This window comes from Cellulomonas gilvus ATCC 13127 (assembly GCF_000218545.1).
GTDB classification, from domain to species: Bacteria; Actinomycetota; Actinomycetes; order Actinomycetales; family Cellulomonadaceae; genus Cellulomonas; species Cellulomonas gilvus.
On sequence record NC_015671.1, the window covers coordinates 909552 to 935497 of the forward strand.

Consider the following 25946-nt stretch of genomic DNA (forward strand, 5'->3'; position numbering starts at 1 on the left):
TAGGAGCCCGAGAGAATGCCTCGCAGCCTCAAGAAGGGCCCGTTCGTCGACGGCCACCTGCAGAAGAAGGTCGACGTCCAGAACGAGGCCGGCACGAAGAACGTCATCAAGACGTGGTCGCGTCGTTCGGTCATCACGCCGGACTTCCTCGGCCACACCTTCGCGGTGCACGACGGCCGCAAGCACACCCCGGTGTTCGTGACGGAGGCGATGGTCGGGCACAAGCTCGGCGAGTTCGCCCCCACGCGGACGTTCCGCGGCCACGAGAAGGACGACCGGAAGGGCCGTCGCCGCTGACCCCCGGGTCAGCTGGTGACGCCTGACGGCAGAGACAGGAGCAGACACGATGGAAGCCAAGGCGAAGGCGCGGTTCGTCCGCGTCACGCCCCAGAAGGCCCGACGCGTCGTCGACCTCATCCGTGGCAAGCAGGCCGGGGAGGCCGTCGCGGTGCTGAAGTTCGCGCCGCAGGCGGCTGCGGAGCCCGTCCTGAAGACGGTGCAGTCGGCGATCGCGAACGCGGTCGAGGGCGCCAAGCGCAACAACGAGCGCGTCGACGAGGCCGACCTCTACATCTCGGAGGTCTTCGTCGACGAGGGCCCGACCCTGAAGCGGTTCCGGCCGCGTGCTCAGGGCCGCGCCAGCCAGATCCTCAAGCGCACGAGCCACATCACCGTGGTTGTCGCTGAGCGTGAGACGAAGGGACGGGCCCGATAGTGGGACAGAAGGTCAACCCGCTCGGGTATCGCCTGGGCATCACCACCGACCACCGGTCGCGGTGGTTCGCGGACTCGACCAAGCCGGGCCAGCGCTACCGCGACTACGTCCGCGAGGACGTGCAGATCCGCAAGCTCATGAGCACGGGTCTCGAGCGCGCGGGCATCGCGAAGGTCGAGATCGAGCGCACGCGTGACCGCGTCCGCGTCGACATCCACACCGCCCGCCCGGGCATCGTCATCGGGCGTCGTGGTGCGGAGGCCGACCGCATCCGCGGCGAGCTCGAGAAGCTCACGGGCAAGCAGGTCCAGCTCAACATCCTCGAGGTCAAGAACGCCGAGCTCGAGGCTCAGCTGGTCGCCCAGGGCATCGCCGAGCAGCTCGCGAGCCGCGTGTCCTTCCGTCGCGCCATGCGCAAGGGCATCCAGTCCGCGCAGCGCGCCGGCGCCAAGGGCATCCGCGTGCAGGTCTCCGGCCGCCTCGGCGGCGCGGAGATGAGCCGTACGGAGTTCTACCGCGAGGGTCGTGTGCCGCTGCACACGCTCCGCGCGAACATCGACTACGGGTTCTTCGAGGCTCGCACCACCTTCGGGCGCATCGGCGTCAAGGTGTGGGTCTACAAGGGCGACATGACCGAGAAGGAGTACGCCCGCGAGCAGGCGAGCCAGGCTCCGCGTCCGTCCCGCGGTGGCCCGCGCGGCGAGCGCGGTGACCGCGGCGGCGACCGTGGCCCGCGTGGTGGCGCTCGTCGTGAGCGCGAGGCGGCCCCGGCCGCCGAGGCTCCGGTCGAGGTGAACCCTGAGGCGACCCCTGAGACCGGAACGGAGGCCTGAGCCATGCTGATCCCGCGCAGGCTGAAGCACCGCAAGCAGCACCACCCGGGGCGCTCCGGCGCCGCGACCGGTGGCACCGCGATCTCGTTCGGCGAGTACGGCATCCAGGCTCTCGAGCCCGCCTACGTCACGAACCGGCAGATCGAGGCCGCTCGTATCGCGATGACCCGGCACATCAAGCGTGGCGGCAAGGTCTGGATCAACATCTACCCGGACCGCCCCCTCACGAAGAAGCCCGCCGAGACCCGCATGGGTTCCGGCAAGGGCTCGCCCGAGTGGTGGATCGCCAACGTCAAGCCCGGCCGAGTGATGTTCGAGCTCGCCGGCGTCCCGGAGCCCCTGGCTCGCGAGGCCATGCGTCGCGCGCAGCACAAGCTCCCGATGAAGACCCGTTTCGTGGTTCGCGAGGGTGGTAACTGATGGCTATCGGAACCAAGGACCTGGCTCCCACCGAGCTGGACGCCTTCGACGACGAGAAGCTGGTCGCCGAGCTGAAGAAGGCCAAGGAGGAGCTGTTCAACCTGCGCTTCCAGTCGGCCACCGGTCAGCTCGAGAGCCACGGGCGTCTCAAGGCCGTCCGTCGCGACATCGCGCGGATCTACACGATCCTGCGTGAGCGTGAGCTCGGGATCCGTACCGCTCCGACCGCGAGCGAGTGAGGCTGACATGACTGACAAGCACACCACCGCCACGGCCGAGCACCGCGCGTACCGCAAGACGCGTCGTGGCTACGTCGTGAGCGACAAGATGGACAAGACCGTCGTGGTCGAGGTCGAGGACCGGGTCAAGCACCCGCTCTACGGCAAGGTCCTGCGCCGCACCTCCAAGGTCAAGGCGCACGACGAGCAGAACACGGCCGGCATCGGCGACCTGGTCCTCATCATGGAGACCCGCCCGCTCAGCGCGACCAAGCGCTGGCGCCTGGTGGAGATCCTGGAGAAGGCCAAGTAAGATCGCGCGGCTTCGGCTGCTCGAAACCGGCTGTCTCAGAGCAGTCGATCCAGTTGCCCACGGGCGGCGGGGAGGTCCCTCGGGACTCCCCGCCGCGACGTGTGCATCACGGCAACTATCCGTTCGGCCAGGCTCGGCACGACTCCCGCGAGGGCGCCTGCACGAGAACCCGCCAGACGACAGGAGTAGGTAGATGATCCAGCAGGAGACGCGGCTTCGCGTCGCCGACAACACGGGTGCCAAGGAGATTCTCTGCATCCGTGTGCTCGGTGGCTCCGGCCGCCGCTACGCCGGGATCGGCGACGTCATCGTCGCCACCGTCAAGGACGCGATCCCCGGCGGCAACGTCAAGAAGGGCGACGTCGTCAAGGCGGTCGTCGTGCGCACCCGCAAGGAGCGCCGTCGGCCCGACGGCTCGTACATCAAGTTCGACGAGAACGCGGCCGTGATCCTCAAGAACGACGGGGAGCCCCGTGGCACCCGCATCTTCGGCCCCGTGGGCCGCGAGCTGCGCGACAAGAAGTTCATGAAGATCATCTCGCTGGCTCCGGAGGTGCTCTGACCATGGCGAAGATCAAGAAGGGCGACCTCGTGGTCGTCATCTCCGGCCGTGACAAGGGCAAGGAGGGCCGTGTGCTCGAGGTCCTGACGGAGACGCAGCGCGTCGTCGTCGAGGGCGTCCAGCGCGTGCAGAAGCACGTCAAGGCCGGCCAGACCTCGCGCGGCACGCGCACCGGTGGCATCGAGACCGTCGAGGCCCCGATCCACATCAGCAACGTGATGCTCGTGGACCCGGAGACCAAGAAGGGCACCCGGGTCGGCTACCGCACCGAGCAGGTCGAGCGCGACGGCCGGACCCGCACGGTTCGGGTCCGCGTCGCCAAGCGCTCCGGGAAGGACGTCTGATGACCGAGACGACCATCGAGGCCCCGGCTCTGCCGCGCCTGAAGACGAAGTACAACGACGAGATCCGCACGGCCCTGTTCGAGCAGTTCTCGCACGAGAACATCAACCAGGTCGCGCGGCTCGTCAAGGTCGTCGTGAACATGGGTGTCGGCGAGGCCGCCAAGGACTCCAAGCTGATCGAGGGCGCGATCCGCGACCTCACCCAGATCACGGGCCAGAAGCCGCAGGTCACCAAGGCCCGCAAGTCCATCGCGCAGTTCAAGCTGCGTGAGGGCATGCCGATCGGTGCGCACGTCACGCTGCGCGGCGACCGTGCCTGGGAGTTCCTGGACCGCCTGCTGTCGACGGCGCTGCCCCGCATCCGCGACTTCCGCGGCCTGTCGCCCAAGCAGTTCGACGGCCACGGCAACTACACCTTCGGCCTCGTGGAGCAGTCCGTGTTCCACGAGATCGACCAGGACAAGATCGACCGCGTCCGCGGCATGGACATCACGGTCGTCACCACGGCGGACACGGACGACGAGGGTCGCGCCTTCCTCAAGCTCCTCGGCTTCCCGTTCAAGGAGGACTGACCCATGGCGAAGACCGCTCTGATCAACAAGGCTGCGGCCAAGCCGAAGTTCGCGGTGCGTGGCTACACGCGCTGCCAGCGTTGCGGCCGGCCCCACTCGGTGTACCGCAAGTTCGGCCTGTGCCGGATCTGCGTGCGGGAGATGGCCCACCGCGGCGAGCTCCCCGGCGTCACCAAGAGCAGCTGGTAATCCCTCAGCAGGAACACCCAGTCGGTAGGTCCGCAGGTCTGCGGCTCGCTCGCGAGGCGCAGACCTGCGGATACCCCGGCAGAAAGGGCTGACAAGCCATGACCATGACCGACCCGATCGCAGACTTCCTGACTCGTCTGCGCAACGCGAACTCGGCGCACCACGACACGGTGTCGATCCCGTTCTCGAAGCTCAAGTCGCACATCGCGGAGATCCTCCAGGCCGAGGGTTACATCGCCGGCTGGAAGGTCGAGGACGCCCCCGTGGGCAAGAACCTCGTCGTCGAGCTGAAGTACGGCCCGAACCGCGAGCGTGCGCTCGCCGGCGTCAAGCGCGTGTCCAAGCCGGGCCTGCGCGTGTACGCCAAGTCCACCAACCTGCCCAAGGTGCTCGGCGGCCTCGGCGTGGCGATCCTGTCCACGTCCTCCGGCCTGCTCACCGACAAGCAGGCCGCCAAGAAGGGCGTGGGTGGGGAAGTCCTCGCCTACGTCTGGTGATCTGAGACCAGGAAAGGAGCCAAGCCATGTCTCGTATCGGCAGGATTCCCGTCCCGGTCCCGGCTGGGGTGGACGTCAACATCGATGGTGCGGTCGTCACCGTGAAGGGCCCGAAGGGCACGCTCACGCACACGATCGCCTCGCCCATCAAGGTCGCGCAGGAGGACGGCACGCTCGTCGTGTCGCGTCCCGACGACGAGCGCCTCTCGCGCTCGCTGCACGGCCTGACCCGCACGCTGCTGGCCAACCTGGTCACCGGCGTCACGGAGGGCTACGTCAAGAAGCTCGAGATCGTCGGCACCGGTTACCGCGTGACGGCCAAGGGTTCGGACCTCGAGTTCGCCCTCGGCTTCAGCCACCCGGTCGTCGTCACGCCGCCGGAGGGCATCACGTTCGTGGTGGAGGCCCCGACGCGCTTCTCGGTGCAGGGCATCGACAAGCAGCAGGTCGGCGAGGTCGCCGCGAACATCCGCAAGATCCGCAAGCCCGAGCCGTACAAGGGCAAGGGTGTGCGGTACGCGGGGGAGAACGTGCGTCGCAAGGTCGGAAAGGCTGGGAAGTAAGCCATGGCGATCAGCATCAAGGGCAAGGGCAAGGCGATCGCGCGTCAGCGCCGTCACCTGCGCCTGCGCAAGAAGGTCGTCGGCACGCCGGCCCGTCCGCGTCTCGTGGTGACGCGCTCCGCGCGCCACATCACCGCTCAGGTCGTCGACGACTCGATCGGGCAGACCGTGGCGTTCGCGTCCACGCTGGAGAAGGACCTGCGCGTGGCCGAGGGCGACAAGACGGCCAAGGCGAAGAAGGTCGGCGAGCTCGTCGCAGAGCGTGCCAAGGCCAAGGGTGTCGAGGCGGTCGTGTTCGACCGTGGCGGCAACAAGTACCACGGCCGCGTGGCCGCGGTGGCCGACGGCGCCCGCGAGGCGGGGCTGTCCCTGTGACGACGACGAACCGGAAGAAGAGGACTCACTGATGGCTGCACCTGCACGCAGCAACACCGGTGCTCAGGGCACCGGCGGCGAGCGCCGCGACGGCGGTCGTCGGGACGGTGGCGGTCGCCGCGGCGACGCGCCCGAGAAGAGCGCGTTCCTCGAGCGCGTCGTGACGATCAACCGCGTGGCCAAGGTCGTCAAGGGTGGCCGCCGCTTCAGCTTCACCGCGCTCGTCGTGGTGGGTGACGGCGACGGCACGGTCGGTGTCGGCTACGGCAAGGCCAAGGAGGTGCCCGCGGCGATCGCCAAGGGTGTCGAGGAGGCGAAGAAGAACTTCTTCCGCGTCCCGCGCATCCAGGGCACCATCCCGCACCCCATCCAGGCCGAGGCCGCTGCCGGCATCGTCTTCCTGCGCCCCGCGGCGCCCGGTACCGGTGTGATCGCCGGTGGTCCGGTCCGCGCGGTGCTCGAGTGCGCCGGCATCCACGACGTGCTGAGCAAGTCGCTCGGCTCGTCGAACGCGATCAACATCGTGCACGCGACGATCGCCGCGCTGCGCGGTCTCGAGCAGCCGGAGGCCGTGGCCGCGCGCCGTGGTCTGCCGCTCGAGCACGTCGCCCCCGCGCCGCTGCTGCGCGCCCAGGCCGCCGGCCTGGCCGCGAAGTCGGCCGAGAAGGTGGGTGCGTGATGGCCCGTCTCAAGGTGACGCAGAAGCGCTCCGGCATCGGTGGCAAGCAGAACCAGCGCGACACGCTCCGCACGCTTGGTCTCAAGCGCATCGGCGACGTGGTCGTCAAGGAGGATCGTCCCGAGATCCGCGGCATGGTCAGGACCGTGCAGCACCTCGTGGTGGTCGAGGAGGTCGAGTGACCATGGCTGACGAGAAGAACGAGAAGGCCACCGCGGCCGACGACGCGCCCAAGGCCGCCGCCAAGAAGGCTCCGGCCAAGAAGGCGACGGCTGCGGCCGCCGAGAAGGCGCCGGCCAAGAAGGCGACGACGAAGGCCGCCAAGGCCGAGTCGGCTCCTGCCGAGAAGGCCGCCGCGGACAAGGCTCCCGCCAAGAAGGCGCCGTCCGCGGCTGCCAAGAAGGCGGCGGCCGAGGCCGCGCAGCCCGGTGCCGGTGGCACGCTCAAGGTGCACCACCTGCGTCCGGCCCCCGGCGCCAAGACCGCCAAGACCCGCGTGGGTCGTGGTGAGGCGTCGAAGGGCAAGACGGCGGGTCGCGGTACCAAGGGCACCAAGGCGCGCTACCAGGTTCCTGCCCGCTTCGAGGGTGGTCAGATGCCGCTGCACATGCGTCTGCCCAAGCTCCGCGGCTTCAAGAACCCGTTCCGTGTCGAGTACCAGGTGGTGAACCTGGACAAGCTCTCGGCGCTGTACCCCGACGGTGGCGACGTGACGGTCGCCGACCTGGTCGCCAAGGGCGCGGTCCGCAAGGGCAAGCCCGTCAAGGTGCTCGGCACCGGTGACCTCACGGTCAAGGTCTCCGTCGCGGTGGACGCCTACTCGGCGTCCGCCAAGGAGAAGATCGTCGCGGCCGGCGGCAGCGTCTCGGAGGACTGAGGCGCCCGCGCAGCTGCACGGACGAAGAACGGCCCGGGTCCCAGGACCCGGGCCGTTCTCGCGTCTGCGGCCGCGCAGCGGCTGCACGTGGACCGGCCCGACGGGCGGTGGTCCGCGCTGACAGAAGCGGGTCGGGCGAGGAGCCCCCCTCGCCCGACCCAGGCAGCACCCGCCCGATCGGCAGGTGCGGGCCGACGATGAGGGGAACGCGCGCCGACGTGCGGCGCGTGCTGAAAGGGTTCGGACGCCTTCTCCCGGACGCTCGTCCGGGAGGATCGACCACCGACGGTCGGAGCCGCGTCCGGCGCAAGGTAGTCTTGCCCGCGGCCATGCTCTGGTCAGGGTCGACGACGTGCCGCGGCTGCGGCAATCCATGGAGGACAGGTGCTAGGCGCATTCGTGCGGGCGTTCAGGACGCCCGACCTGCGGCGGAAGCTGCTCTTCACGATCGGCATCATGGTCGTGTTCCGCATCGGATCCTTCCTGCCCACGCCTGGGGTCTCGTACCCCAACGTGCAGCAGTGCACGGAGGAGATGCAGTCGGGCAACAACCTGCTGGGGCTGGTCAACCTGTTCAGCGGTGGCGCGCTGCTGCAGCTGTCCGTCTTCGCGCTCGGGATCATGCCGTACATCACGGCGAGCATCATCGTGCAGCTGCTGCGCGTGGTGATCCCCAAGTTCGAGGAGCTCCACAAGGAGGGGCAGTCGGGCACCGCGAAGCTCACGCAGTACACGCGGTACCTGACCATCGCGCTGGCGATCCTGCAGTCGACGACGGTCATCACGATCGCGCGCAGCGGGCGCCTGTTCAGCGGCTGCACGGTCGACGTCATCCCGGACTCGTCGTGGACGACGCTGGTCCTCATGGTCATCGCCATGACCGCGGGCACCGGCCTGATCATGTGGCTCGGCGAGCTCATCACCGAGCGCGGTGTCGGCAACGGCATGTCGTTGCTGATCTTCACGTCCATCGCGGCGAGCTTCCCGACGGCCCTCGGGTCGATCTGGGGCAGCAACAACGGTGTCAGCAAGTTCTTCATCGTGATGGTGGTCATCGTCCTGGTCATCGCGCTCGTCGTGTTCGTCGAGCAGAGCCAGCGCCGGATCCCCGTGCAGTACGCCAAGCGCATGGTCGGCCGCCGCATGTACGGCGGGTCGAGCACCTACATCCCGATCAAGATCAACATGGCCGGCGTCATCCCGATCATCTTCGCCTCGTCGCTGCTGGCGATCCCGGGGATCCTCGCGCAGTTCGGCGACCAGAGCGCCGACTGGGTCCGCTGGACGTCGCAGAACCTGGCAGCGAACGACGCGCCCCTGCACCTGGCGCTCTACGTCTTCCTGATCATCTTCTTCTGCTACTTCTACACGGCGATCACGTTCAACCCGGACGAGGTCGCGGACAACATGAAGAAGTACGGCGGGTTCATCCCCGGCATCCGCGCTGGCCGGCCGACCGCGGACTACCTGTCCTACGTGATCTCGCGCATCACCGCACCCGGGTCGGTGTACCTGGCGCTCGTGGCGCTGATCCCGACGATCGCGTTCATCGTGCTGGACATCGACCAGAACATCCCGTTCGGCGGGTCGTCGATCCTCATCGTCGTGGGCGTCGGCCTCGAGACCGTCAAGCAGATCGAGTCGCAGCTGCAGCAGCGGCACTACGAGGGGTTCCTGCGATGAGCGCGCGTCTGGTGCTGCTCGGCCCTCCCGGGGCCGGCAAGGGGACGCAGGCGGCCCGCCTGGCGGAGCGGCTCGGCGTCCCGGCGATCTCGACCGGTGACATCTTCCGGGCCAACATCAAGGGTGGTACCGAGCTGGGCCGCAAGGCGCAGGAGTACTCCTCGCGCGGGGCCCTGGTGCCCGACGAGATCACGAACGCCATGGTGCGTGACCGGCTCGCGGAGCCCGACACGGCCGAGGGCTTCCTGCTCGACGGCTACCCGCGCAACGTGGCCCAGGTCGACGAGCTCGCGACGATCCTGGCGGACGCGGGCCTGACCCTCGACCTCGCGGTCGAGATCACGGCGGACCCCGAGGTCGTCGCCGCGCGGCTGCTCAAGCGCGCCGAGATCGAGGGCCGCGAGGACGACACCGCGGACGTCATCCGGCACCGGCTCGACGTGTACGCCGAGCAGACGGCGCCGATCTCCGACGTGTACGCCGCGCAGGGCCTCCTGGTCCGCGTCGACGGCATCGGCGAGGTCGACGAGGTCACGGCGCGCCTGCTGTCCGCGATCGGCACCGCGGCGCGCTGAGCGCGCGGTCAGGAGACGTCACCGTGGTGTTCGGTCGCGAGCGGGTCGAGCTCAAGACGCCGGAGCAGGTGCTGGTCATGCGCCGCGCCGGCCTGGTCGTCGCGGACGCGCTGGCCGCCGCCCGCACCGCTGCGGTCCCGGGTGCCACGACCGGCGACGTGGACGCCGCCGCGGCCGCGGTCATCGCGGCAGCCGGTGCGCAGCCCTCGTTCCTCGGGTACCACGGGTACCCCGCGACCGTGTGCGTCTCGGTGAACGACGAGGTGGTGCACGGCATCCCGGGGGACCGGGTGCTCGCCGACGGCGACGTCGTCTCGATCGACTGCGGTGCGGTGGTCGACGGCTGGCACGGGGACAGCGCGCTGTCGTTCGTGCTGGGGGAGGGCGACCCGCTCGACCGTGCGCTCGTCGCGACCACCGAGGACGCCATGTGGGCGGGCATCGCGGCCCTGGCGGGCGCGGACCGGCTGGGCGTGGTGGGCGACGCGGTCGAGGACGTGGTCGACGCCGCCCACGCGCGGGGTGCCGACGGCGGCGTGCGCTTCGGCGTGGTCGAGGACTACGTGGGGCACGGCATCGGGTCGCAGATGCACCAGCCGCCCGACGTCCTGAACTACCGCACGCGCGACCGCGGTGCGCGGCTACGCCCCGGGATGTGCGTGGCGGTCGAGCCGATGGTCGTGCGTGGCGACCAGCGCACGCGCGTGCTCGCCGACGACTGGACCGTGGTGACGCAGGACGGCTCACGTGCTGCGCACTGGGAGCACACCGTGGCCGTGCACGACGCAGGGATCTGGGTGCTGACCGCGCGCGACGGCGGCGCGGAGGCGCTCGCCCGGCACGGCGTGACCGTCGCGCCGCTCGGCTGACCGGCACGCGCGACCGCGCGAGGGTCTGCGACGTCACACCCCGTGCGCGCGGCGGCCGTTTCGTCGGCGCCGACTGATGGCGTATGGTTGTCCGTTGGGTGTGTGCGCCCGTTCAGTCGCGCGCTCCGGTGACTCCGGGGCCTGTGGCGCTGGGATGCACGCCCGCCACTTCCATGACGAGCGGCGGCACGGTCCTGTGACCGGGTCGGCCGATCGGCATGGCTGCTCGACCCGACCGACAGTTAGCGGAGGACATGGCGAAGAAGGACGGCGTCATCGAGATCGAGGGCAGCGTTGTCGAAGCGCTGCCCAACGCGATGTTCCGTGTGGAGCTCACGAACGGCCACAAGGTGCTCGCCCACATCTCGGGCAAGATGCGACAGCACTACATCCGGATCCTCCCCGAGGACCGCGTGGTGGTCGAGCTGAGCCCGTACGACCTGTCCCGCGGTCGCATCGTCTACCGCTACAAGTAATCACCACGACAACGCCGCCGGTTCCCACCGGGACACGCGGCGGCGGAGGAACCACGCGATGAAGGTCAAGCCCAGCGTCAAGAAGATCTGCGACAAGTGCAAGGTGATCCGCCGGCACGGTCGTGTCCAGGTCATCTGCGAGAACCTGCGCCACAAGCAGCGCCAGGGCTGATGCCCCGGCGGCATCTCGCCGCACGACGCCCCTGACGGGGCATCGGCACGACGGGCCGACCGACCACGGTCGGCGGCCCGGCAAGCGCACCGCCACTCCGGTGGCCGGGCCACGAGGTCGAGCACCTCGCGGACCGGGACCCGCCGGCGAACCCTCGGCTCGGAGGCCGGGGCCCGCAGCACGCGGGAGGGCGGTGCGGAAGACCTCCGAGCAGTAACAGGAGCCACCAGGCACATGGCACGTCTCATCGGCGTCGACCTCCCCCGCGAGAAGCGGCTCGAGATCGCGCTCACCTACATCTACGGGGTCGGCCGCACGCGCGCCCTCCAGACCCTCGCGGCCACCGGCATCTCCGGTGACCTGCGCGTCAAGGACCTCGGCGACGCCGAGCTGGTCGCGCTGCGCGACCACCTCGAGGGCAACTACAAGCTCGAGGGTGACCTGCGACGCGAGGTCGCCGCGGACATCCGCCGCAAGGTCGAGATCGGCTGCTACGAGGGCCTGCGTCACCGCCGTGGCCTTCCCGTGCGCGGCCAGCGCACGAAGACCAACGCGCGTACCCGCAAGGGCCCGAAGCGCACCGTCGCCGGCAAGAAGAAGGCCGGGCGCAAGTAACGCCCGCCCACCGGCGCCCACCGATCCTCGAGAGAAGAAGAGCAGATGCCTCCCAAGACCCGTTCCGCCGTGCGCAAGCCGCGCCGCAAGGAGAAGAAGAACGTCTCCCACGGCCAGGCGCACATCAAGAGCACGTTCAACAACACGATCATCTCGATCACCGACCCCTCGGGCGCCGTGATCTCCTCGGCCTCGTCCGGCCAGGTCGGCTTCAAGGGCTCGCGCAAGTCGACGCCGTTCGCCGCGCAGCTCGCGGCCGAGGCCGCTGCGCGCCGCGCCCAGGAGCACGGCATGCGCAAGGTCGACGTCTTCGTCAAGGGCCCCGGCTCGGGCCGTGAGACCGCGATCCGCTCGCTGCAGGCCGCCGGCCTCGAGGTGGGCTCGATCCAGGACGTGACGCCCCAGGCGCACAACGGCTGCCGTCCGCCGAAGCGCCGCCGCGTCTGATCTGCGCCACGCCGGACCGCGAGCGCGCGGTCCGGCGTGAGCCGCAGCCCAGACCGACCGTCCCCCGGCATGCGGACCGAGGCATGACCGGGGTCGCACCACCTGCGTGGCGTCATATGGCGGACGCTCGCTGAGAGGAAAACACACCGTGCTGATCGCACAGCGCCCCACCCTGACCGAAGAGGTCATCTCGGAGAACCGCTCGCGGTTCTCCATCGAGCCGCTCGAGCCGGGCTTCGGCTACACGCTCGGCAACTCGCTCCGCCGGACGCTGCTGTCCTCCATCCCCGGTGCCGCCGTCACGTCCATCCGGATCGACGGCGTCCTGCACGAGTTCTCGACCGTGCCGGGGGTCAAGGAGGACGTCACCGAGATCATCCTCAACATCAAGAACCTCGTGGTCTCCTCGGAGAACGACGAGCCCGTCGTGATGTACCTGCGCAAGCAGGGCCCGGGTCTGGTCTCCGCCGCGGACATCGTGCCGCCGGCGGGTGTCGAGGTGCACAACCCCGACCTGCACCTGGCGACGCTCAACGACAAGGGCAAGCTCGAGATCGAGCTGACCGTCGAGCGCGGGCGCGGCTACGTGTCGGCCAACCAGAACAAGGCGTACGACGCCGAGATCGGCCGGATCCCGGTCGACTCGATCTACTCGCCCGTCCTCAAGGTGACCTACAAGGTCGAGGCGACGCGAGTCGAGCAGCGCACGGACTTCGACAAGCTCATCGTCGACGTCGAGACCAAGGCGGCGATCAGCCCGCGCGACGCGCTCGCGTCGGCCGGCAAGACGCTCGTCGAGCTGTTCGGCCTGGCGCGCGAGCTCAACGTCGAGGCCGAGGGCATCGAGATCGGCCCGTCGCCGACGGACGCGGCGCTCGCCGCGGACCTGGCGCTGCCGATCGAGGACCTGCAGCTGACGATCCGCTCGTACAACTGCCTCAAGCGCGAGGGCATCCACACGGTCGGGGAGCTCGTCGCCCGGTCCGAGGCGGACCTCCTGGACATCCGCAACTTCGGTGCGAAGTCGATCACCGAGGTCAAGGAGAAGCTCGCCGAGCTGGGCCTGAACCTCAAGGACAGCCCGCTCGACTTCGACCCGACCCAGTCGGCGTACTACGGCGACGACGAGGGCGACTTCGTCGAGGACGAGCAGTACTGACATCAGCATCGCAGTACTGACTCGGGCCACTGACTCGGTACGTGACGAAGACTTCAAGGAGAACTGACCATGCCTACGCCCACCAAGGGTCCCCGGCTCGGTGGCGGTCCGGCGCACGAGCGGCTCATCCTCGCGAACCTCGCGACGCAGCTGTTCGAGCACGGCCGCATCACGACGACGGAGACGAAGGCCAAGCGCCTGCGCCCCCTCGCCGAGCGCCTCATCACGTTCGCCAAGCGTGGCGACCTGCACGCCCGCCGTCGGGTGATGACGGTCGTCAAGGACAAGGGCGTCGTGCACGTGCTGTTCACCGAGATCGCCCCGGCCATGGCCGAGCGCAACGGTGGCTACACGCGCATCACGAAGATCGGCCCGCGCAAGGGTGACAACGCGCCCCTGGCGGTCATCGAGCTCGTGACCGAGCCCGTCTCGCCCAAGCAGGCCGTCGTCAAGGAGGCCACGAAGGCCGCCGAGAAGGCCGCCAAGCCGAAGGCCGAGAAGGTCGAGGACGTCAAGGCCGAGGACACCACGGTCGAAGACGCCCCCGTCGAGGACGCGCCCGTCGCGGACGCCGACGAGAAGGCGACCGACGAGAAGGCCTGACCTCTCGCGCGCACCACGAGGCCCGGTTCCCGCAAGGGGACCGGGCCTCGTGCCGTCGTACCGGGTCCTGGTCCGGGGCTCGAGCAGGCTCGGCATGCCGGGGCGACCACGCGACGCGGGGCGGGCCGCACCAGGCGCGACCCGCCCCGTGCCGGGTTGCTCAGGACGTGCGGCGGCGGATCAGCAGCAGCACCGCTCCGGCGACGAGCGCGACGGCGCCCACGAGCGCCAGGGGCACGACGTCCGAGCCCGTGGTCGCCAGGTCGTCGTCCGAGGGCGCCTGCGACGGGTCGTCCGACGGGTCGTCGGACGGTGCGGTCGTCGGCGTGGGGTCGGGGGACGCCGCGACACGGAGCGTGACCCGGCCCGTGGCACCCGAGGCCGACTCCACGACGAGCGTGTGCACGCCCGCCGGGGTGCCCTGCGGGATCCGCGCGGAGACCACGACCGCACCGTCCTCGTCCGCCGTCGCGCGGCTCAGGAGCACGGGATCCGAGTGCAGCCACACCTCGGCCCGTTCGCCCGCCTGCAGGCCGGCGGCCCGGACCGTCACGGTGCCGCCCACCCGCACGGTGGACGCAGACACGGTGACGGGAAGATCGACGACCGCCGGCTCCCGGACGACGAGGGTGGTGGTCGCGACGGCGTCCTGCCCGATGCCGTTGTGCGCGGTGAGCACGACGTGGCTGGTGCCGGACGCCACGGGCGTGCCCACCAGGCGTCCCCCGCCCGGACCGGGCAGCCAGGTCACGCCCGCCGGCAGTCCGACGGCCGAGACCGTCGGCGCCGGATAGCCGTCCGCGACGACCGGCACGTCGACCGGCTCGCCCAGGTCGACCCGGACCGTGCCGGCGGTCGCGACCCGCGCGGGCGCCTCGACGACGACCGTCCACGGCACCGCCAGATCGGGGCCCGCGCCGTTGTGGATCGCGAGCCGGACCGTATGCGTGCCGGCTGCCGTGGTGCGTCCGGTCAGACGGAGGTCGTCGCCGCGCACGGCCACCTCGAGCCCCGCGGGCAGGCCGTCCGCCGTCACGGTGGGCCGCGGGTGCCCGGTGACCTGGGTGAGGACGACGTCGACCGCGCGGCCGGACCGGACCGTCGTCGTGCCGTCCGTGGTGGTCGCACCGGGGCCCGCGGTGACCGTGATCCGGACCGTGGTGGAGGCCTCGCCGCGGGGGTTCGTCGCGGTGACGACGACGTCGGGCACGGGGCCCTGGGCCGCGGCCGTGGGCGAGCCGGTGAGCGTGGCCGACGCGGCGTCGAACGTGAGCCATGCGGGCAGCGACGACGTGGTGAGCACGGGAGCGGGGTAGCCGCGCGGCTGCAGCGTCACCGTCGAGGTCTCGCCCGCCGGGAACGTGGCGACGACGTCAGCGCCCAGCGTGGGCACCGACCGGACGTCGAGCTCGACGGTCGCGGTCGCGGGCGCGCCCACGCCGTTGTCCGCGACGACGGCCACGGTGAACCGGCCGTCGCGCGTGGGCGTCCCGGTCAGGCGTGCGCCGTCGACGTCCTGGACCAGCGCGACGCCATCGGGCAGCCCGGTGGCCTCGAGCGACGGCACCGGGTAGCCCGCGACCTCGAGCGGGACGGGTGCCATCGCGGTGTCGACGTCGGCCGTCGCGGTCGCGGGCGCGTCGACCTGCGCGGGCTCGTGGACGACGATGCGCCAGGTGCGTTCCGCGGTGCCGACCGTGCTGGTCAGCGTGAGCTCGGCGTCGAACACGCCCGACCTCGTCGGCGTGCCGGTCAGCCGGACGGACGTGCCGGTCTGCTCGAGGCCCAGGCCCGGCGGGAGCCCGGTCGCGCTCGCGTCCGGGACGGGGTGACCGGCCACCGCGAACGCGGCGACGTCGAGCGCGTCGCCGAGCCGTGCCGTGGTCGTCGACGGCTCGGAGGCGAACGCGGGCGCGGCCGTCACGACGACCGTGACCTGGACAGGGGCCGGGTCGGTACCCACGCCGTTGCTCGCGCTCAGGGTCACGTCGTACGCGCCGGGGACGGTCGGCGTGCCCGTGACCGTCCCACCGCTCAGGGCCAGGCCCGGCGGCAGCGTGCCGGTGGACAGCGCCGGCTCCGGGTAGCCGCCGAGCGTGACGGGCAGGGTCGTGGGCACGCCGACGGGCACCGTGACGGTGCTCGGTGCCGTGAGCACGGCGGGCGTGCGGACCACGACGCGCAGCGACGCGGTCGACGCCGCACCCACCCCGTTGTCGGCGGTGATGGTCGCGTCGTACGCACCGCCGGGCGCGTTCGTCGTGCCCGCCAGCCGGACGACGCCGCCCGCTGCGGTGACGGTGAGCCCCGCGGGCAGGCCCGTGGCCGTGAGCTCCGGTGCGGGGAACCCGCCCAGGAACGCGACGTCGAGGCCGCCGAGCCACACGCCGGGCTGCACGGCGACGGTGGTGATGAACGCCGAGAGGGCCGCGGGCGTCGTGACGTCCACGCGCACCTGCGCGGTGGCGCTGCCCGTCGCGTTCGTCGCCGTGACGGCGTACGGGCCGAACGAACCGGACAGGCCCGCGGGCGGAGCGGCGTGGAAGGTGCCGGAGGTCGCGTCGAACGACAGCCACGCCGGGAGCGTCGAGTCGAGCGTGAGCGTGGGCGTCTCGTGCCCGGTCCACGTGAGCGCCAGGTCCTCCTGCGTCCCCGCCCGTACGGCGAGCGTGGGCGACGGGTCGCCGAACGCGGGGCCCTGCAGGGCCGCGACGGTGAGCGTGCGGTCCACGCCCGTGCCCACGCCGTTCGTCGCGACGATGCGGACACGTGCCGTGCCCGGCTCGGTCGGCGTCCCGACGACGCGCACGACGCCGGGCGTGCCGAGGTCGAGCGACAGCCCGGCCGGCAGTGTCACAGGGCCGCCGTCGGGTGCGGTGACGTCCAGGACCGGGGTGGGGTAGCCGGTCACGGTGACGGACGTGGCGGGCAGCGCCGTGCCGACCGTCGTCGCGACCGAGGCGGGCCCGGTGGCGAGCGGGGCCGCCTCGACGTGCCACGCCCACGTGGTCGGTGCTGACGCGCCGAACGCGTTCGTCGCGACGAGCTGGGCGTGCCCCGACGCCGCGGCGAGGGAGGACGGGCGTGCGGGGGTGCCGGTCACGGTCCACACGCCGCCCGTCTGGACCACCGTCATCCCGTCCGGCAGGCCCGTCGCGGTGACCACGGGGGCCGTGCCGGACGTGGTGAGCGGGAGGGTCGTGTGGTCGCCCGCAACGAGCCAGGCGGTGCCGGGCGCGAGCACGGCCGGGCGCTCGCCCACCGTGACGGCGAACGTCTCGGTGGCCGTCCCGTACGCGTTGGTGACGGCGACGGACGCCGTCGTCGTGCCCGCCTCGGTCGGCGTGCCGGTCACGCGCAGGTCGCCGTCGATCGACAGGCCCGCGGGCAGCGTGACGGATGCGGTGGTCGGGGCCGGGTAGCCGGTCGCGGTGAGCGTGAACGGCGTGATCGGCTCGCCGCGCACCAGCACCAGGTCGTCGACCGTGCTGAGGCTCGGTTCGGCACCCACCTCGACCGTCGTCGTGAACGGTGCCGTGGACCAGTCGTGGCCGACCGTGCTCGAGACGGTGTACAGGCCGCCCGTCGTCGGTGTGCCGCTGAGCCTCAGGTCGGTGCCCGACATCGTCAGCGACGTGCCGGGCGGCAGACCGGTGGTCGGGCCCAGGACACGAGCGCCTGGGACCGCGGAGGCGGTGCCGAGCACGAGCGGGCCGGCCTGGCCCACACGCGTGCGCACGGGGTCGGCGGCGTACCCGACCGTGACGGGGGAGGGCACGACCACGCGTACGTCACGGTCGGCGGTCAGGCTGTTGGCGACGTCGGCGTGCACGCGCATCGTGACGTCGGCGTACGTGGCGCCGGGATCGCCCGTGAGCGTCACGGTCGTCGTGCTGCCCGACTTGGCCGTGGAGACGCCCAGCCACGCCGGCTTGCCGGACGTCACGGTGACGTCGGGGGCCGGGTTGCCCGTGACCGTGAACGTGCGCGTGCTGGTCGTCGAGGCGGGGAACGCGTACGCGTCCGGACCGCCGATGACCGGCGCCTGGTACGCGGGCTCGCCCACGTTGGACCCGACACCCTCGAACGTCACCGAGACGTCCTGGTGCGCGGCGGTCGCCGCGACCAGGAGCGTGACGGTGCGCACGTGCGCCCGGTCGAAACCCGCCGGGAAGTGCAGATACGCCACGTCCCCGACGTACTCGGGCTGGTACCGGATCGTCAGCCAGTCGGCCGCGGCGCCGCCGTTGCGGGTCAGACCGCCGACCGACGCCACGCGCCCGTTGACGTCGACCGCCTCGAGCCCGAACGTCACCGCCGAGGGCTGGTTCGGCAGCACGTCGCGGTAGCGCAGCAGGATGCGGTCGGCGCCGCCCTGCTCCAGGTTCACGCTCGTCGGTGACGTCCACCGGATCTGGGCCGAGCCGTACGTGCAGCCGATCGGGTCGGGCACGCGCACGTCGACCTTCATCGTGCCGCTGCCCATGGTCAGCGTGTTGCCGTCCGACGGGCTGCACGAGTAGTTCCCGGGGACGAGCTCGCGGGTGCCCATGGAGCTCCCGGCGAAGTCGTCGACGCTGAAGCCGACCTCGGCCGCGCTCGCGGGCGCCGCGAGTCCGGCGACGACGGTGGTCAGGGTGAGCGCCGTGGTCGCCAGGGCGGCGGCGAGGCGGCGGACGGGCAGGCTGATGCGCATGAGGTCCTCAAGGCCGGGGGCTCGGCACGCGGGCGGCGCGGGCGTCGACCGACGCTAGCCAGAACTGAGGACCTTGGGCCCATGAGGTCGGCGCGCCGCCCGGAACGCCCCGCTTCCTGACCGGCCGATCGGGTGACCCGCTGTCCACGCGGCAGCGGTACGGTCGCTCGATGGGGGTCGTCCTGGTGCACGGCGTACGCACGTCCCGGACCATGTGGCGCCCGCAGGTCGAGGCGCTCGCGCGTGCTGGTGTCCCGGCGATCGCGGTCGACCTGCCGGGTCACGGCACGCGCGCGGGTGAGCGGTTCACGCTCGACGGCGCGGCCGCGACCGTCGCCGAGGCCGCGGCGGACCTCGACGGGCCCGTGCTGGTCGCGGGGCTGTCGCTGGGCGGCTACGTCGCGATCGCGCACGCCGCACGTCATCCCGCGCAGGTGGGTGGACTGCTGGCGGCCGGTTGCTGCACCGTGCCGCGACGCGTGCTGGTCGCGGGGTGGTCCACGCTCGCGCGCGGCATCGGGCGCCTCCCGGACCGCGGCGCGTGGCTCAACGACGCGTTCGCGCGCGCGGCGCTCGGGGCCGCCGCGGCCGCGGACCTCGGCGCCGGGGGCTTCTCGCTCGACGTGATGGCCGACGTGCTGCGCGAGGTCGGGTCGCTCGACCCGCTCGCCGAGCTCGCGCGCGTCACCGCACCCGTGTGGCTCGTCAACGGCACGTTCGACCACTTCCGGGCCGACGAGCGGCGCTTCCTGGCCGCGTGCCACGACGGCCGCCTGGTGCTCGTGCCGCGCGCCACGCACCTGGTGAGCGTCGTCGCGCCCGTCGCGTTCTCGCGAGTCCTGCTGCAGGCGGCCGACGCGGTCGCCCACCCGGCCGCCGCGCGCCGCGGTTGACGGGAGCGGCGCGCTCAGCCGGTCAGGCCCGCCGCGGTCATCGCATCGGCGAACGCGCCGGCGACGTGGACCTGGACCCCGTCGGCGTCATATTGCGTGACCTGCTGGAACGTGCCGTCCGGGGACCGGTAGTAGACGTGCGGGCTCAGCGGCCCCGGGGCGTCCTGCCGCCCTCGCGCGGCGCGCGCCATGAGATGCAGCGCGTGCACCACGGTCGCGTCGCGCAGCACGTGGACCAGCAGCGCCGCACGGTCCGGCAGCGCGACGAGCGTGCCGAACGGCCGCGGGCCGGCACCGACCCGGTCGAGCAGCTCGTCGTGCAGCAGCACGCGTGACGCACCGAAGAAGTCCGTGGAGACGAGCACGTGCACGTCGTGGTCGATGAGCTCGTGGTCGGGCGGAGGCAGCCGCCGGAGCCCGGCGAGTGCCGCGTCACCGAGCGCGTCCCACCCGCCGTGCTGCACGCCGAGCAGCGTGGAGACCGACTCGGGGTAGTCGATCGCGGCACGGACGCACAGCCCGCCGCCGAGCGACGGCCCCGCGGCGGGTTCGACCGCGGGCAGGTCGGACTCCAGCAGGACGCGCGCCACGAGCAGGTCGACGACGTCGGCGAGGGTCTCGTGCGACGCCTCCGCCCGGGCCTCGCGGTCCTGCGCGACCCTGACCGTGCGGGCGTGCTCGTCGACGACCGCGGGTCGGTGCGCGGGGTCGACGCCCGCGACCTGCCGTGCCAGGTTGGCGAGCCCGTACTGCGCGCCGTCCGCCGCCCGGACGTGGTCCGGCTCCGCGACGGCACCCGCGAACCCGGCGCGCGTGAACGCCGCGGCGGCCTCGGTGCGCAGCCACGCGGCGTCGTCGCGGCTCAGCGGCGCGAGGTGGTCGTCGGGGAAGGCGCCGGGCAGCGCACCCGGGGCGTCGTCGTCCGGGCGGCGGCGGGAGAACCAGCTCATGGCGCGACGGTAGCCGTCAGCCCTTGCGGCGCCGCGCAGCGGCACGGCGTGCCTTGCGGCTGCGGTCCACCAGGCCGAGCGCGGCGAGCGCGTCGGCCAGCGCACCCTCGACGTGCACCTCGACCTCGACGTCCGCATGGCGCGTGACCTGCTCGAGCGACCCGTCGGGGGCGCGGTGGTAGACCTCCGGGCTGATCGCTCCGGCCTCGGACTGCCGCATGCGCGCGACGGTCGCCATGAGGTGCGCGGCGCGCAGCACCTCCTCGTCGCGCAGCACGTGCACCAGGAGCGCACGCGGGTCCGGCAGCGCGACGAGCGTGCCGTGCGGCGCCTCGTCCTCGCCGACCGCCGCGAGGACGTCCTCCAGGACCAGCACGCGCGCCGCGGCGAGGTCGTCGGTCGTCGAGAACGCGTGCATCGCGTGCGCCGCGACCTGGTGCTCGGGTGCGGGCAGCGAGCGCAGCGCGTCGAGCGCGGGCTCGTCGATCACGGCGGCACCGGGCTCGACCGTGAGCACGCCGTCCCGGAGCACCGCGCGGCGCACCGCGAGACCCGGGCCGAGCAGCGCGTCGTCGGGGGTGCCGTCCTCGGCGCGGACGACGGTGACGAGGCGGATCCCGTCGGCGGGCGGCGGGACGGCGGCGGTGGACATGACCAGCGACTGTACCGAGGGCTGTACCGAGGGGCTGGTGCGCGTCACCCGGCGCCCAGCGACCAGGCCCGCACGCCGCCGACGATGCCCGCCTGGTTGGGGACCACGACGACGCGCTCGCCGAGCCGCTCGAGGACCGTGGGGGTCACGTGCCGCGCGTTGCCGCCGCCCAGGTACACGCGGTCCCAGCGGAACACGGGCCAGAACCCCTCGACCACGCGCTGCACGCGACGCGACCACAGCCCGTTGCCGAGCCGGCGCCGTTCGGGCTGGCCGATGTACTCGTCGTACGTCACCCCGCGGCGCACGGGCGCGTGCGAGAGCTCGAGGTGCGGCGCGAGCCGGCCGCCGTCGAACAGCGCCGAGCCCAGGCCCGTGCCGAGCGTGAGCACCAGCTCGAGCCCCGTCCCGGACACCACGCCCGCACCGTGCACCTCGGCGTCGTTGAGCACGAGGGTCGGCAGCCCGAGCGCGGCCTCGACCGCCGCGCGCACGTCGTGGTCGGTCCATGCCTCGACCAGCGCCGGGTCGACCGCGCTGCGCGGCCCGCTGCGGGTCACGTAGTGCGGCGTCGCGACGACCACGCCGTGCCGGACCATCCCCGGCATCCCGACCGTGACGCGGTCCGCGGCGGGCAGGCCGGCCGCGATCTGCGCGATCGTCGTGACCAGGCGGTGCGGCGGCAGCGGGTACGGCGTCGGGACGCGCACCGCGGGTGCGTGCAGCGTCCCCGCGGCGTCCAGGACGGAGGCCTTGATCCCTCCGCCACCGCAGTCGACGGCGAGCGTCCATGGGTCGGTGCCGGCCACGGGGCCACGGTAGTGCGGCCGGTAGGTTGGCGCCGTGAACGACGTCCGGCTGCGCCTCGACCTCGCGTACGACGGCACGGACTTCGCGGGCTGGGCGCGTCAGCCTGCGCTGCGCACGGTCCAGGGCGCGCTCGAGGACGGCCTGGCGACCGTGCTGCGCACGAGCCCGCGCGGCCTGCCCGCGCCACGGCTGGTGGTCGCGGGCCGCACCGACGCGGGCGTGCACGCGCGCGGCCAGGTCGCGCACGTCGACACCGACGCCGACGCGCTCGCTGCCGCACGCGGCCGCAGCGACCGCGCGGTGCTGGACGTCCTGACCACACGCCTGGCGGGGGTGCTCCCGCCCGACCTGGTGGTGCACCGCGTGAGCCTCGCGCCGCCCGGCTTCGACGCGCGGTTCTCGGCGCTGCGCCGGCGTTACACCTACCGGGTGTGCGACGACGCGGCGGCGCGCGACCCGCTGACCCGCTCGCACGTGCTGTGGCACCGCCGCCCGCTCGACGTCGACGCGATGGCGCGCGGTGCCGCACCGCTCGTCGGGCTGCACGACTTCGCCGCGTACTGCAAGCCGCGCCCCGAGGCCACGACCATCCGCACGCTCGAGCACTTCACGTGGACGCGCCCGACGGCCGGCCCCGACGCGGGCCTCGTCGTCGCGAGCGTGCAGGCCGACGCGTTCTGCCACTCGATGGTGCGCTCGCTGGTGGGCGCGAGCCTCGCGGTCGGCGAGGGCCGACGTCCGGAGGCCTGGCCCGCGGAGCTCCTGGTGGCGGGCCGTCGCGACGCCGCCGCGCACGTCGTCGCGGCGCACGGGCTCACGCTCGAGCACGTCGAGTACCCGCCCGACGACGCGCTCGCGCTGCGCGCCGAGCAGACGCGTGCGCGCCGCGCCGTGCCCGCAGCGGTGCCCGTGCCGGGCGTCGCGGACGGCTGCTGCTGAGGGTCGGCCCTAGGCAGCGGGCGGTGCGCGCGGCAGGCTGGTGACGGTCCACGACGAGGAGGCCGATCGTGCCGCAGGACGTGTCGCTCCACGTGTTCGCCGAGCCGCCCGAGTCCGTGCTCGCCGCGCTCGACTCGACGCCCCTCGGCCTGTCCGAGGCCGCAGCGGCCGACCGGCTCGCCCGGCACGGGCCCAACCGCCTGCCCGAGGCGCCGCGACCCAACGCCGCCCTGCGGTTCCTCGGCCACTTCGACGACGTGCTCATCTACATCCTGCTGGCCGCGGCCGTCCTCAAGGCGATCCTGGGCGACTGGGTGGACTTCTCGGTGATCCTCGCGGTCGCGGTCGCCAACGCGGTCGTCGGGTTCGTGCAGGAGGGCCGAGCGGACCGCGCGCTCGCGGGCATCGCCACGATGCTGTCGCTCGAGGCGGACGCGCTGCGCGACGGCGAGTGGCACCGCGTCCCGGCGGACCAGGTGGTCCCGGGCGACGTGGTCCGGGTCCGCTCGGGCGACCGCGTCCCGGCGGACGTGCGGCTGCTGGAGGCGACCACGCTGCAGGTCGAGGAGGCCGCGCTCACAGGCGAGTCCGTGCCCGCGGCCAAGGAGGTCCAGGCCGTCGCGCGCGACGCGGGCGTGGGGGACCGGACGTCGATGCTGTTCTCCGGCACGATCGTCACGGCCGGACGCGGCGTGGGGGTGGTCACGGCGACCGGTCCGGCCACCGAGATCGGCCGCATCCAGTCGCTCGTGGCGGGTGCGGACCACCTCGACACGCCGCTCACGCGTCAGCTCGCTCGGCTCGGCAAGCAGCTCTCGCTGCTCATCCTGCTGATGGCCGCGGTGATGCTGGTGATCGGCCGGGTCATCCACAGCTTCGCGCTCGGCGAGCTGGTCTCGGCCGCGATCGGCTTCGCGGTCGCGGCGGTGCCCGAGGGGCTGCCCGCGCTGGTCACCGTGACGCTCGCGCTCGGGGTGCAGCAGATGGCGCGGCGGCAGGCGATCACGCGCAAGCTCACCGCGGTCGAGGGGCTCGGGTCGGTCACGACGATCTGCTCGGACAAGACCGGGACGCTCACGCGCAACGAGATGACGGCGCGCACCGTGGTGACGGCCGCGGGGCGGTACGACGTGGACGGGCTCGGCTACGAGCCCGTTGGTGACGTGCGCGCACACGGCGGGGGCCGCGCGTCGCTCGACGCGCACCCGGACCTGGCCGCGCTGGTGACCGCGGGTGCGCTGTGCAACGACGCGCGCGTCGCGCAGGTGGACGGGCACTGGACGGTCGTCGGGCAGCCCACGGAGGGCGCGGTCGTCGTGCTGGCGGCCAAGGCCGGCCTCGCGGCCGACGCGCGCCGCATCGCGCAGGTCCCGTTCGAGTCGGCCACCAAGTTCGCCGCGACGCTCGACGAGCTGCCGGACGGCACGCGCGCCGTCCACGTGCTCGGCGCACCCGACCGCCTGCTCGAGCGCTGCGCCACGCAGCGCACCGCGACCGGCACCGAACCGCTCGACGCCGCCGGGTGGGAGGCCGCGATCGACGAGCTGGGCGGGCAGGGCCTGCGGGTGCTCGCGGCGGCCCGCCGGCCCGCGCCGGGCGAGGACGCGCTGACGGCGCAGGACGTCGGCGAGGCGCTCGAGCTGGTGGGCCTGGTCGCCATCGTCGACCCGCCGCGTCCCGAGGCCGTCGCCGCGATCGCCGACTGCCACCGCGCGGGGATCCGCGTCAAGATGATCACGGGCGACCACGCGGGCACGGCGCTCGCGATCGCGCGCGAGCTCGGGATGGTGGACGTGGGGGAGCCCGCGGGCGACGGGCGGGTCGAGGTGCTCACGGGCGCCGAGCTCGAGGCGATGAGCCAGGACCAGCTGCGTCGCCGGGTGCTCGACGTCGACGTGTTCGCGCGGACCTCGCCCGAGCACAAGATCCGCATCGTGCGCGCGCTGCAGTCGCACGGCGAGGTGGTCGCGATGACGGGCGACGGCGTGAACGACGCGCCCGCGCTCACGCGTGCCGACGTGGGCGTCGCGATGGGCATCAAGGGGACCGAGGCGACCAAGGAGGCCGCGGACATCGTCCTGGCCGACGACAACTTCGCGACGATCGAGCGCGCGGTCGAGGAGGGCCGCCGGATCTACGACAACATCCGCAAGTCGGTGGCGTTCCTGCTCCCGACGAACGGCGCGCAGTCGCTCGTCATCCTCGTCGCGGTGCTGCTGGGGCTCTCGCTGCCGCTGTCACCCGTGCAGATCCTGTGGGTCAACCTCGTCACGGCCGTGACGCTCTCGCTCGCGCTCGCGGGGGAGCCCGCGGAGCCGGACGTCATGACCCGCCCGCCGCGCGCGCCCGACGCGCACGTGGTCTCGGCGCGGTCCCTCGCGCTCGTGCTGGTCGCGTCGCTCGCGATCGGTGGCGCGACGCTCGCGGTCTACCTGCTCGAACGGAACGCCCTGGGCGCCGACGACGCACGCGCGCAGACGTCGGCGGTCACGGTGCTCGCGCTCGCGCAGCTCGCCTACCTGTTCAGCTGCCGCTTCCTGGGCTCGACGAGCCTCACGTGGCGCGTGCTCGTCGGCAACCGGCTGGTGTGGGTCGCCGCGGGTGCGCTCGCGGTGCTGCAGCTCGTGTTCACGTACGCGCCGTTCATGCACGGGTGGTTCGAGTCCGCGCCCATCACGCCGCGCGACTGGGGCCTCGCGGCGCTCGCGGCCGTCGTCGTCTTCCTGGTGGTCGAGGCCGCCAAGGCCGTCACGCGCCGCACGCTGCGCGACTGAGGCTCACGTCTGGTCGTCGTCGTCGTGGTAGCGGCGGTCGTCGACGAACTCCTCCTCGACCAGGTGCATCGCGGCCTCCTCGGCCGTCGCGGCACCGCCGGAGATACCCGCGTCGATGGCGAACTCGTCGTTCCCGCCCGCGGAGACCGCGTCGGTGTCCGCGACGAGCCGGCCCGCACGGCCCTCCTCGCGGTCGCCCGCGACACGTGGCCGCTGCTCCCAGACCTCGGGCTCCTCCTGGCCGACCCGCTGGTCGATGGTCTCGCGGTGCCGCTCCTCCCACGGCGTCTCGCCGTAGTGCGTGCGGTTGTCCCGCTCGGGCGGCGAGTACCCCTCGTCGAGCAGGTCGTCGACGCCGCGCTCGATCAGGGTGTCCTCGCGCGCGAGCTGGTCGGAGTCGCCCTCCGAGCCCATCGCCGGGTCGAAGCTGGTGGCAGGAGTGTCGCTCATGGCACGACCCTCGCACCGGCGGCCCG

33 protein-coding genes are annotated in these 25946 nt (G+C 72.5%); 28 read left to right on the forward strand and 5 right to left on the reverse strand.

The features are described 5' to 3' along the window. Positions 1 to 15 precede the first annotated feature (15 nt). From rpsS to rplQ, 25 genes are all read left to right on the forward strand, one after another. Positions 16 to 297 carry a 30S ribosomal protein S19 gene (gene rpsS, locus CELGI_RS04180; RefSeq protein ID WP_013882860.1) on the forward strand — a complete coding sequence of 94 codons (282 nt, stop codon included), beginning with the start codon at positions 16 to 18 and terminating at the stop codon, positions 295 to 297. 49 nt (positions 298 to 346) lie between these two features. Next, positions 347 to 715 (forward strand): 50S ribosomal protein L22, encoded by a 369-nt coding sequence (rplV, locus tag CELGI_RS04185; RefSeq protein ID WP_013882861.1) that lies wholly within the window; start codon positions 347 to 349, stop codon positions 713 to 715. After that, a complete protein-coding gene (gene rpsC / locus CELGI_RS04190) occupies positions 715 to 1548 on the forward strand; it encodes a 30S ribosomal protein S3 (RefSeq protein WP_013882862.1) in 834 nt (277 codons plus the stop codon). Before rplV ends, rpsC begins: the two co-directional genes overlap by 1 nt. Positions 1549 to 1551: 3 nt before the next feature. Beyond that, positions 1552 to 1968, forward strand: coding sequence for a 50S ribosomal protein L16 (gene rplP / locus CELGI_RS04195; protein ID WP_013882863.1), 417 nt, complete (start codon positions 1552 to 1554; stop codon positions 1966 to 1968). Beyond that, entirely contained in the window at positions 1968 to 2207 is a 240-nt protein-coding gene (gene rpmC, locus CELGI_RS04200) for a 50S ribosomal protein L29 (protein ID WP_013882864.1), read from the forward strand. Before rplP ends, rpmC begins: the two co-directional genes overlap by 1 nt. 7 nt (positions 2208 to 2214) lie before the next feature. Further along, positions 2215 to 2499 carry a 30S ribosomal protein S17 gene (gene rpsQ / locus CELGI_RS04205; protein ID WP_013882865.1) on the forward strand — a complete coding sequence of 95 codons (285 nt, stop codon included), beginning with the start codon at positions 2215 to 2217 and terminating at the stop codon, positions 2497 to 2499. A 193-nt stretch (positions 2500 to 2692) separates the two neighbouring features. Then, positions 2693 to 3061, forward strand: coding sequence for a 50S ribosomal protein L14 (rplN, locus tag CELGI_RS04210; RefSeq protein WP_013882866.1), 369 nt, complete (start codon positions 2693 to 2695; stop codon positions 3059 to 3061). 2 nt (positions 3062 to 3063) lie between these two features. Then, positions 3064 to 3405 carry a 50S ribosomal protein L24 gene (rplX, locus tag CELGI_RS04215; RefSeq protein WP_013882867.1) on the forward strand — a complete coding sequence of 114 codons (342 nt, stop codon included), beginning with the start codon at positions 3064 to 3066 and terminating at the stop codon, positions 3403 to 3405. Continuing rightward, the gene (gene rplE, locus CELGI_RS04220) at positions 3405 to 3977 is read left to right on the forward strand and encodes a 50S ribosomal protein L5 (protein ID WP_013882868.1); all 573 of its coding nucleotides are present in this window, start codon (positions 3405 to 3407) and stop codon (positions 3975 to 3977) included. The genes rplX and rplE overlap by 1 nt, the downstream gene beginning before the upstream one ends. Before the next feature lie 3 nt (positions 3978 to 3980). Next, positions 3981 to 4166, forward strand: a complete 186-nt coding sequence (locus tag CELGI_RS04225; protein ID WP_013882869.1) for a type Z 30S ribosomal protein S14 — start codon at positions 3981 to 3983, stop codon at positions 4164 to 4166. A gap of 98 nt (positions 4167 to 4264) precedes the next feature. Next, entirely contained in the window at positions 4265 to 4663 is a 399-nt protein-coding gene (gene rpsH / locus CELGI_RS04230; protein WP_013882870.1) for a 30S ribosomal protein S8, read from the forward strand. A gap of 26 nt (positions 4664 to 4689) precedes the next feature. Next, on the forward strand, positions 4690 to 5226 hold the full coding sequence (gene rplF, locus CELGI_RS04235; protein ID WP_013882871.1) for a 50S ribosomal protein L6: 537 nt from the start codon (positions 4690 to 4692) through the stop codon (positions 5224 to 5226). 3 nt (positions 5227 to 5229) lie between these two features. Next, the gene (rplR, locus tag CELGI_RS04240) at positions 5230 to 5601 is read left to right on the forward strand and encodes a 50S ribosomal protein L18 (RefSeq protein WP_013882872.1); all 372 of its coding nucleotides are present in this window, start codon (positions 5230 to 5232) and stop codon (positions 5599 to 5601) included. Positions 5602 to 5632: 31 nt separating this feature from the next. Beyond that, on the forward strand, positions 5633 to 6280 hold the full coding sequence (gene rpsE, locus CELGI_RS04245) for a 30S ribosomal protein S5 (RefSeq protein ID WP_013882873.1): 648 nt from the start codon (positions 5633 to 5635) through the stop codon (positions 6278 to 6280). Beyond that, on the forward strand, positions 6280 to 6462 hold the full coding sequence (rpmD, locus tag CELGI_RS04250; RefSeq protein WP_013882874.1) for a 50S ribosomal protein L30: 183 nt from the start codon (positions 6280 to 6282) through the stop codon (positions 6460 to 6462). The genes rpsE and rpmD overlap by 1 nt, the downstream gene beginning before the upstream one ends. 2 nt (positions 6463 to 6464) lie before the next feature. Continuing rightward, positions 6465 to 7157, forward strand: a complete 693-nt coding sequence (gene rplO / locus CELGI_RS04255; RefSeq protein WP_013882875.1) for a 50S ribosomal protein L15 — start codon at positions 6465 to 6467, stop codon at positions 7155 to 7157. 384 nt (positions 7158 to 7541) lie between these two features. Then, the gene (secY, locus tag CELGI_RS04260; protein ID WP_013882876.1) at positions 7542 to 8840 is read left to right on the forward strand and encodes a preprotein translocase subunit SecY; all 1299 of its coding nucleotides are present in this window, start codon (positions 7542 to 7544) and stop codon (positions 8838 to 8840) included. Continuing rightward, positions 8837 to 9415, forward strand: a complete 579-nt coding sequence (locus CELGI_RS04265) for an adenylate kinase (protein ID WP_013882877.1) — start codon at positions 8837 to 8839, stop codon at positions 9413 to 9415. The genes secY and CELGI_RS04265 overlap by 4 nt, the downstream gene beginning before the upstream one ends. Positions 9416 to 9441: 26 nt before the next feature. Beyond that, positions 9442 to 10284 (forward strand): type I methionyl aminopeptidase, encoded by an 843-nt coding sequence (gene map / locus CELGI_RS04270; RefSeq protein ID WP_041574097.1) that lies wholly within the window; start codon positions 9442 to 9444, stop codon positions 10282 to 10284. A gap of 254 nt (positions 10285 to 10538) precedes the next feature. Continuing rightward, a complete protein-coding gene (infA, locus tag CELGI_RS04275) occupies positions 10539 to 10760 on the forward strand; it encodes a translation initiation factor IF-1 (protein ID WP_013770189.1) in 222 nt (73 codons plus the stop codon). A gap of 58 nt (positions 10761 to 10818) precedes the next feature. Then, positions 10819 to 10932 (forward strand): 50S ribosomal protein L36, encoded by a 114-nt coding sequence (gene rpmJ, locus CELGI_RS04280; RefSeq protein ID WP_013117849.1) that lies wholly within the window; start codon positions 10819 to 10821, stop codon positions 10930 to 10932. A 234-nt stretch (positions 10933 to 11166) separates the two neighbouring features. Continuing rightward, complete coding sequence (gene rpsM, locus CELGI_RS04285; protein WP_013882879.1) at positions 11167 to 11547, forward strand: 30S ribosomal protein S13; 381 nt, start codon at positions 11167 to 11169, stop codon at positions 11545 to 11547. Positions 11548 to 11592: 45 nt separating this feature from the next. Beyond that, complete coding sequence (rpsK, locus tag CELGI_RS04290) at positions 11593 to 11994, forward strand: 30S ribosomal protein S11 (RefSeq protein ID WP_013882880.1); 402 nt, start codon at positions 11593 to 11595, stop codon at positions 11992 to 11994. A gap of 148 nt (positions 11995 to 12142) precedes the next feature. Beyond that, complete coding sequence (locus CELGI_RS04295) at positions 12143 to 13153, forward strand: DNA-directed RNA polymerase subunit alpha (protein ID WP_013882881.1); 1011 nt, start codon at positions 12143 to 12145, stop codon at positions 13151 to 13153. Positions 13154 to 13222: 69 nt separating this feature from the next. Continuing rightward, positions 13223 to 13756, forward strand: a complete 534-nt coding sequence (gene rplQ, locus CELGI_RS04300; protein ID WP_013882882.1) for a 50S ribosomal protein L17 — start codon at positions 13223 to 13225, stop codon at positions 13754 to 13756. A gap of 160 nt (positions 13757 to 13916) precedes the next feature. On the opposite strand, the gene CELGI_RS04305 is transcribed toward rplQ, so the two are convergent. Then, positions 13917 to 18452, reverse strand: coding sequence for a putative Ig domain-containing protein (locus CELGI_RS04305; RefSeq protein WP_013882883.1), 4536 nt, complete (start codon positions 18450 to 18452; stop codon positions 13917 to 13919). A 170-nt stretch (positions 18453 to 18622) separates the two neighbouring features. On the opposite strand from CELGI_RS04305, the gene CELGI_RS04310 reads away from it, so the two are divergent. Continuing rightward, positions 18623 to 19345, forward strand: a complete 723-nt coding sequence (locus CELGI_RS04310; protein WP_013882884.1) for an alpha/beta fold hydrolase — start codon at positions 18623 to 18625, stop codon at positions 19343 to 19345. 14 nt (positions 19346 to 19359) lie between these two features. Here CELGI_RS04310 and CELGI_RS16300 read toward each other — a convergent pair whose 3' ends face one another. From CELGI_RS16300 to CELGI_RS04325, 3 genes are read right to left on the reverse strand one after another with little or no spacing between them, the layout of a single operon-like run. Beyond that, positions 19360 to 20295, reverse strand: coding sequence for a hypothetical protein (locus CELGI_RS16300; RefSeq protein ID WP_013882885.1), 936 nt, complete (start codon positions 20293 to 20295; stop codon positions 19360 to 19362). Between the two features lie 16 nt (positions 20296 to 20311). Further along, positions 20312 to 20947 carry a hypothetical protein gene (locus CELGI_RS04320; protein ID WP_013882886.1) on the reverse strand — a complete coding sequence of 212 codons (636 nt, stop codon included), beginning with the start codon at positions 20945 to 20947 and terminating at the stop codon, positions 20312 to 20314. 44 nt (positions 20948 to 20991) lie between these two features. Then, the gene (locus CELGI_RS04325) at positions 20992 to 21756 is read right to left on the reverse strand and encodes an ROK family protein (RefSeq protein WP_013882887.1); all 765 of its coding nucleotides are present in this window, start codon (positions 21754 to 21756) and stop codon (positions 20992 to 20994) included. A 34-nt stretch (positions 21757 to 21790) separates the two neighbouring features. On the opposite strand from CELGI_RS04325, the gene truA reads away from it, so the two are divergent. Beyond that, positions 21791 to 22696, forward strand: coding sequence for a tRNA pseudouridine(38-40) synthase TruA (truA, locus tag CELGI_RS04330; protein WP_013882888.1), 906 nt, complete (start codon positions 21791 to 21793; stop codon positions 22694 to 22696). 68 nt (positions 22697 to 22764) lie between these two features. Then, positions 22765 to 25470, forward strand: a complete 2706-nt coding sequence (locus CELGI_RS04335) for a cation-translocating P-type ATPase (RefSeq protein ID WP_013882889.1) — start codon at positions 22765 to 22767, stop codon at positions 25468 to 25470. Between the two features lie 3 nt (positions 25471 to 25473). On the opposite strand, the gene CELGI_RS04340 is transcribed toward CELGI_RS04335, so the two are convergent. After that, entirely contained in the window at positions 25474 to 25920 is a 447-nt protein-coding gene (locus CELGI_RS04340) for a DUF5709 domain-containing protein (RefSeq protein WP_013882890.1), read from the reverse strand. Between the last annotated feature and the right edge of the window lie 26 nt (positions 25921 to 25946).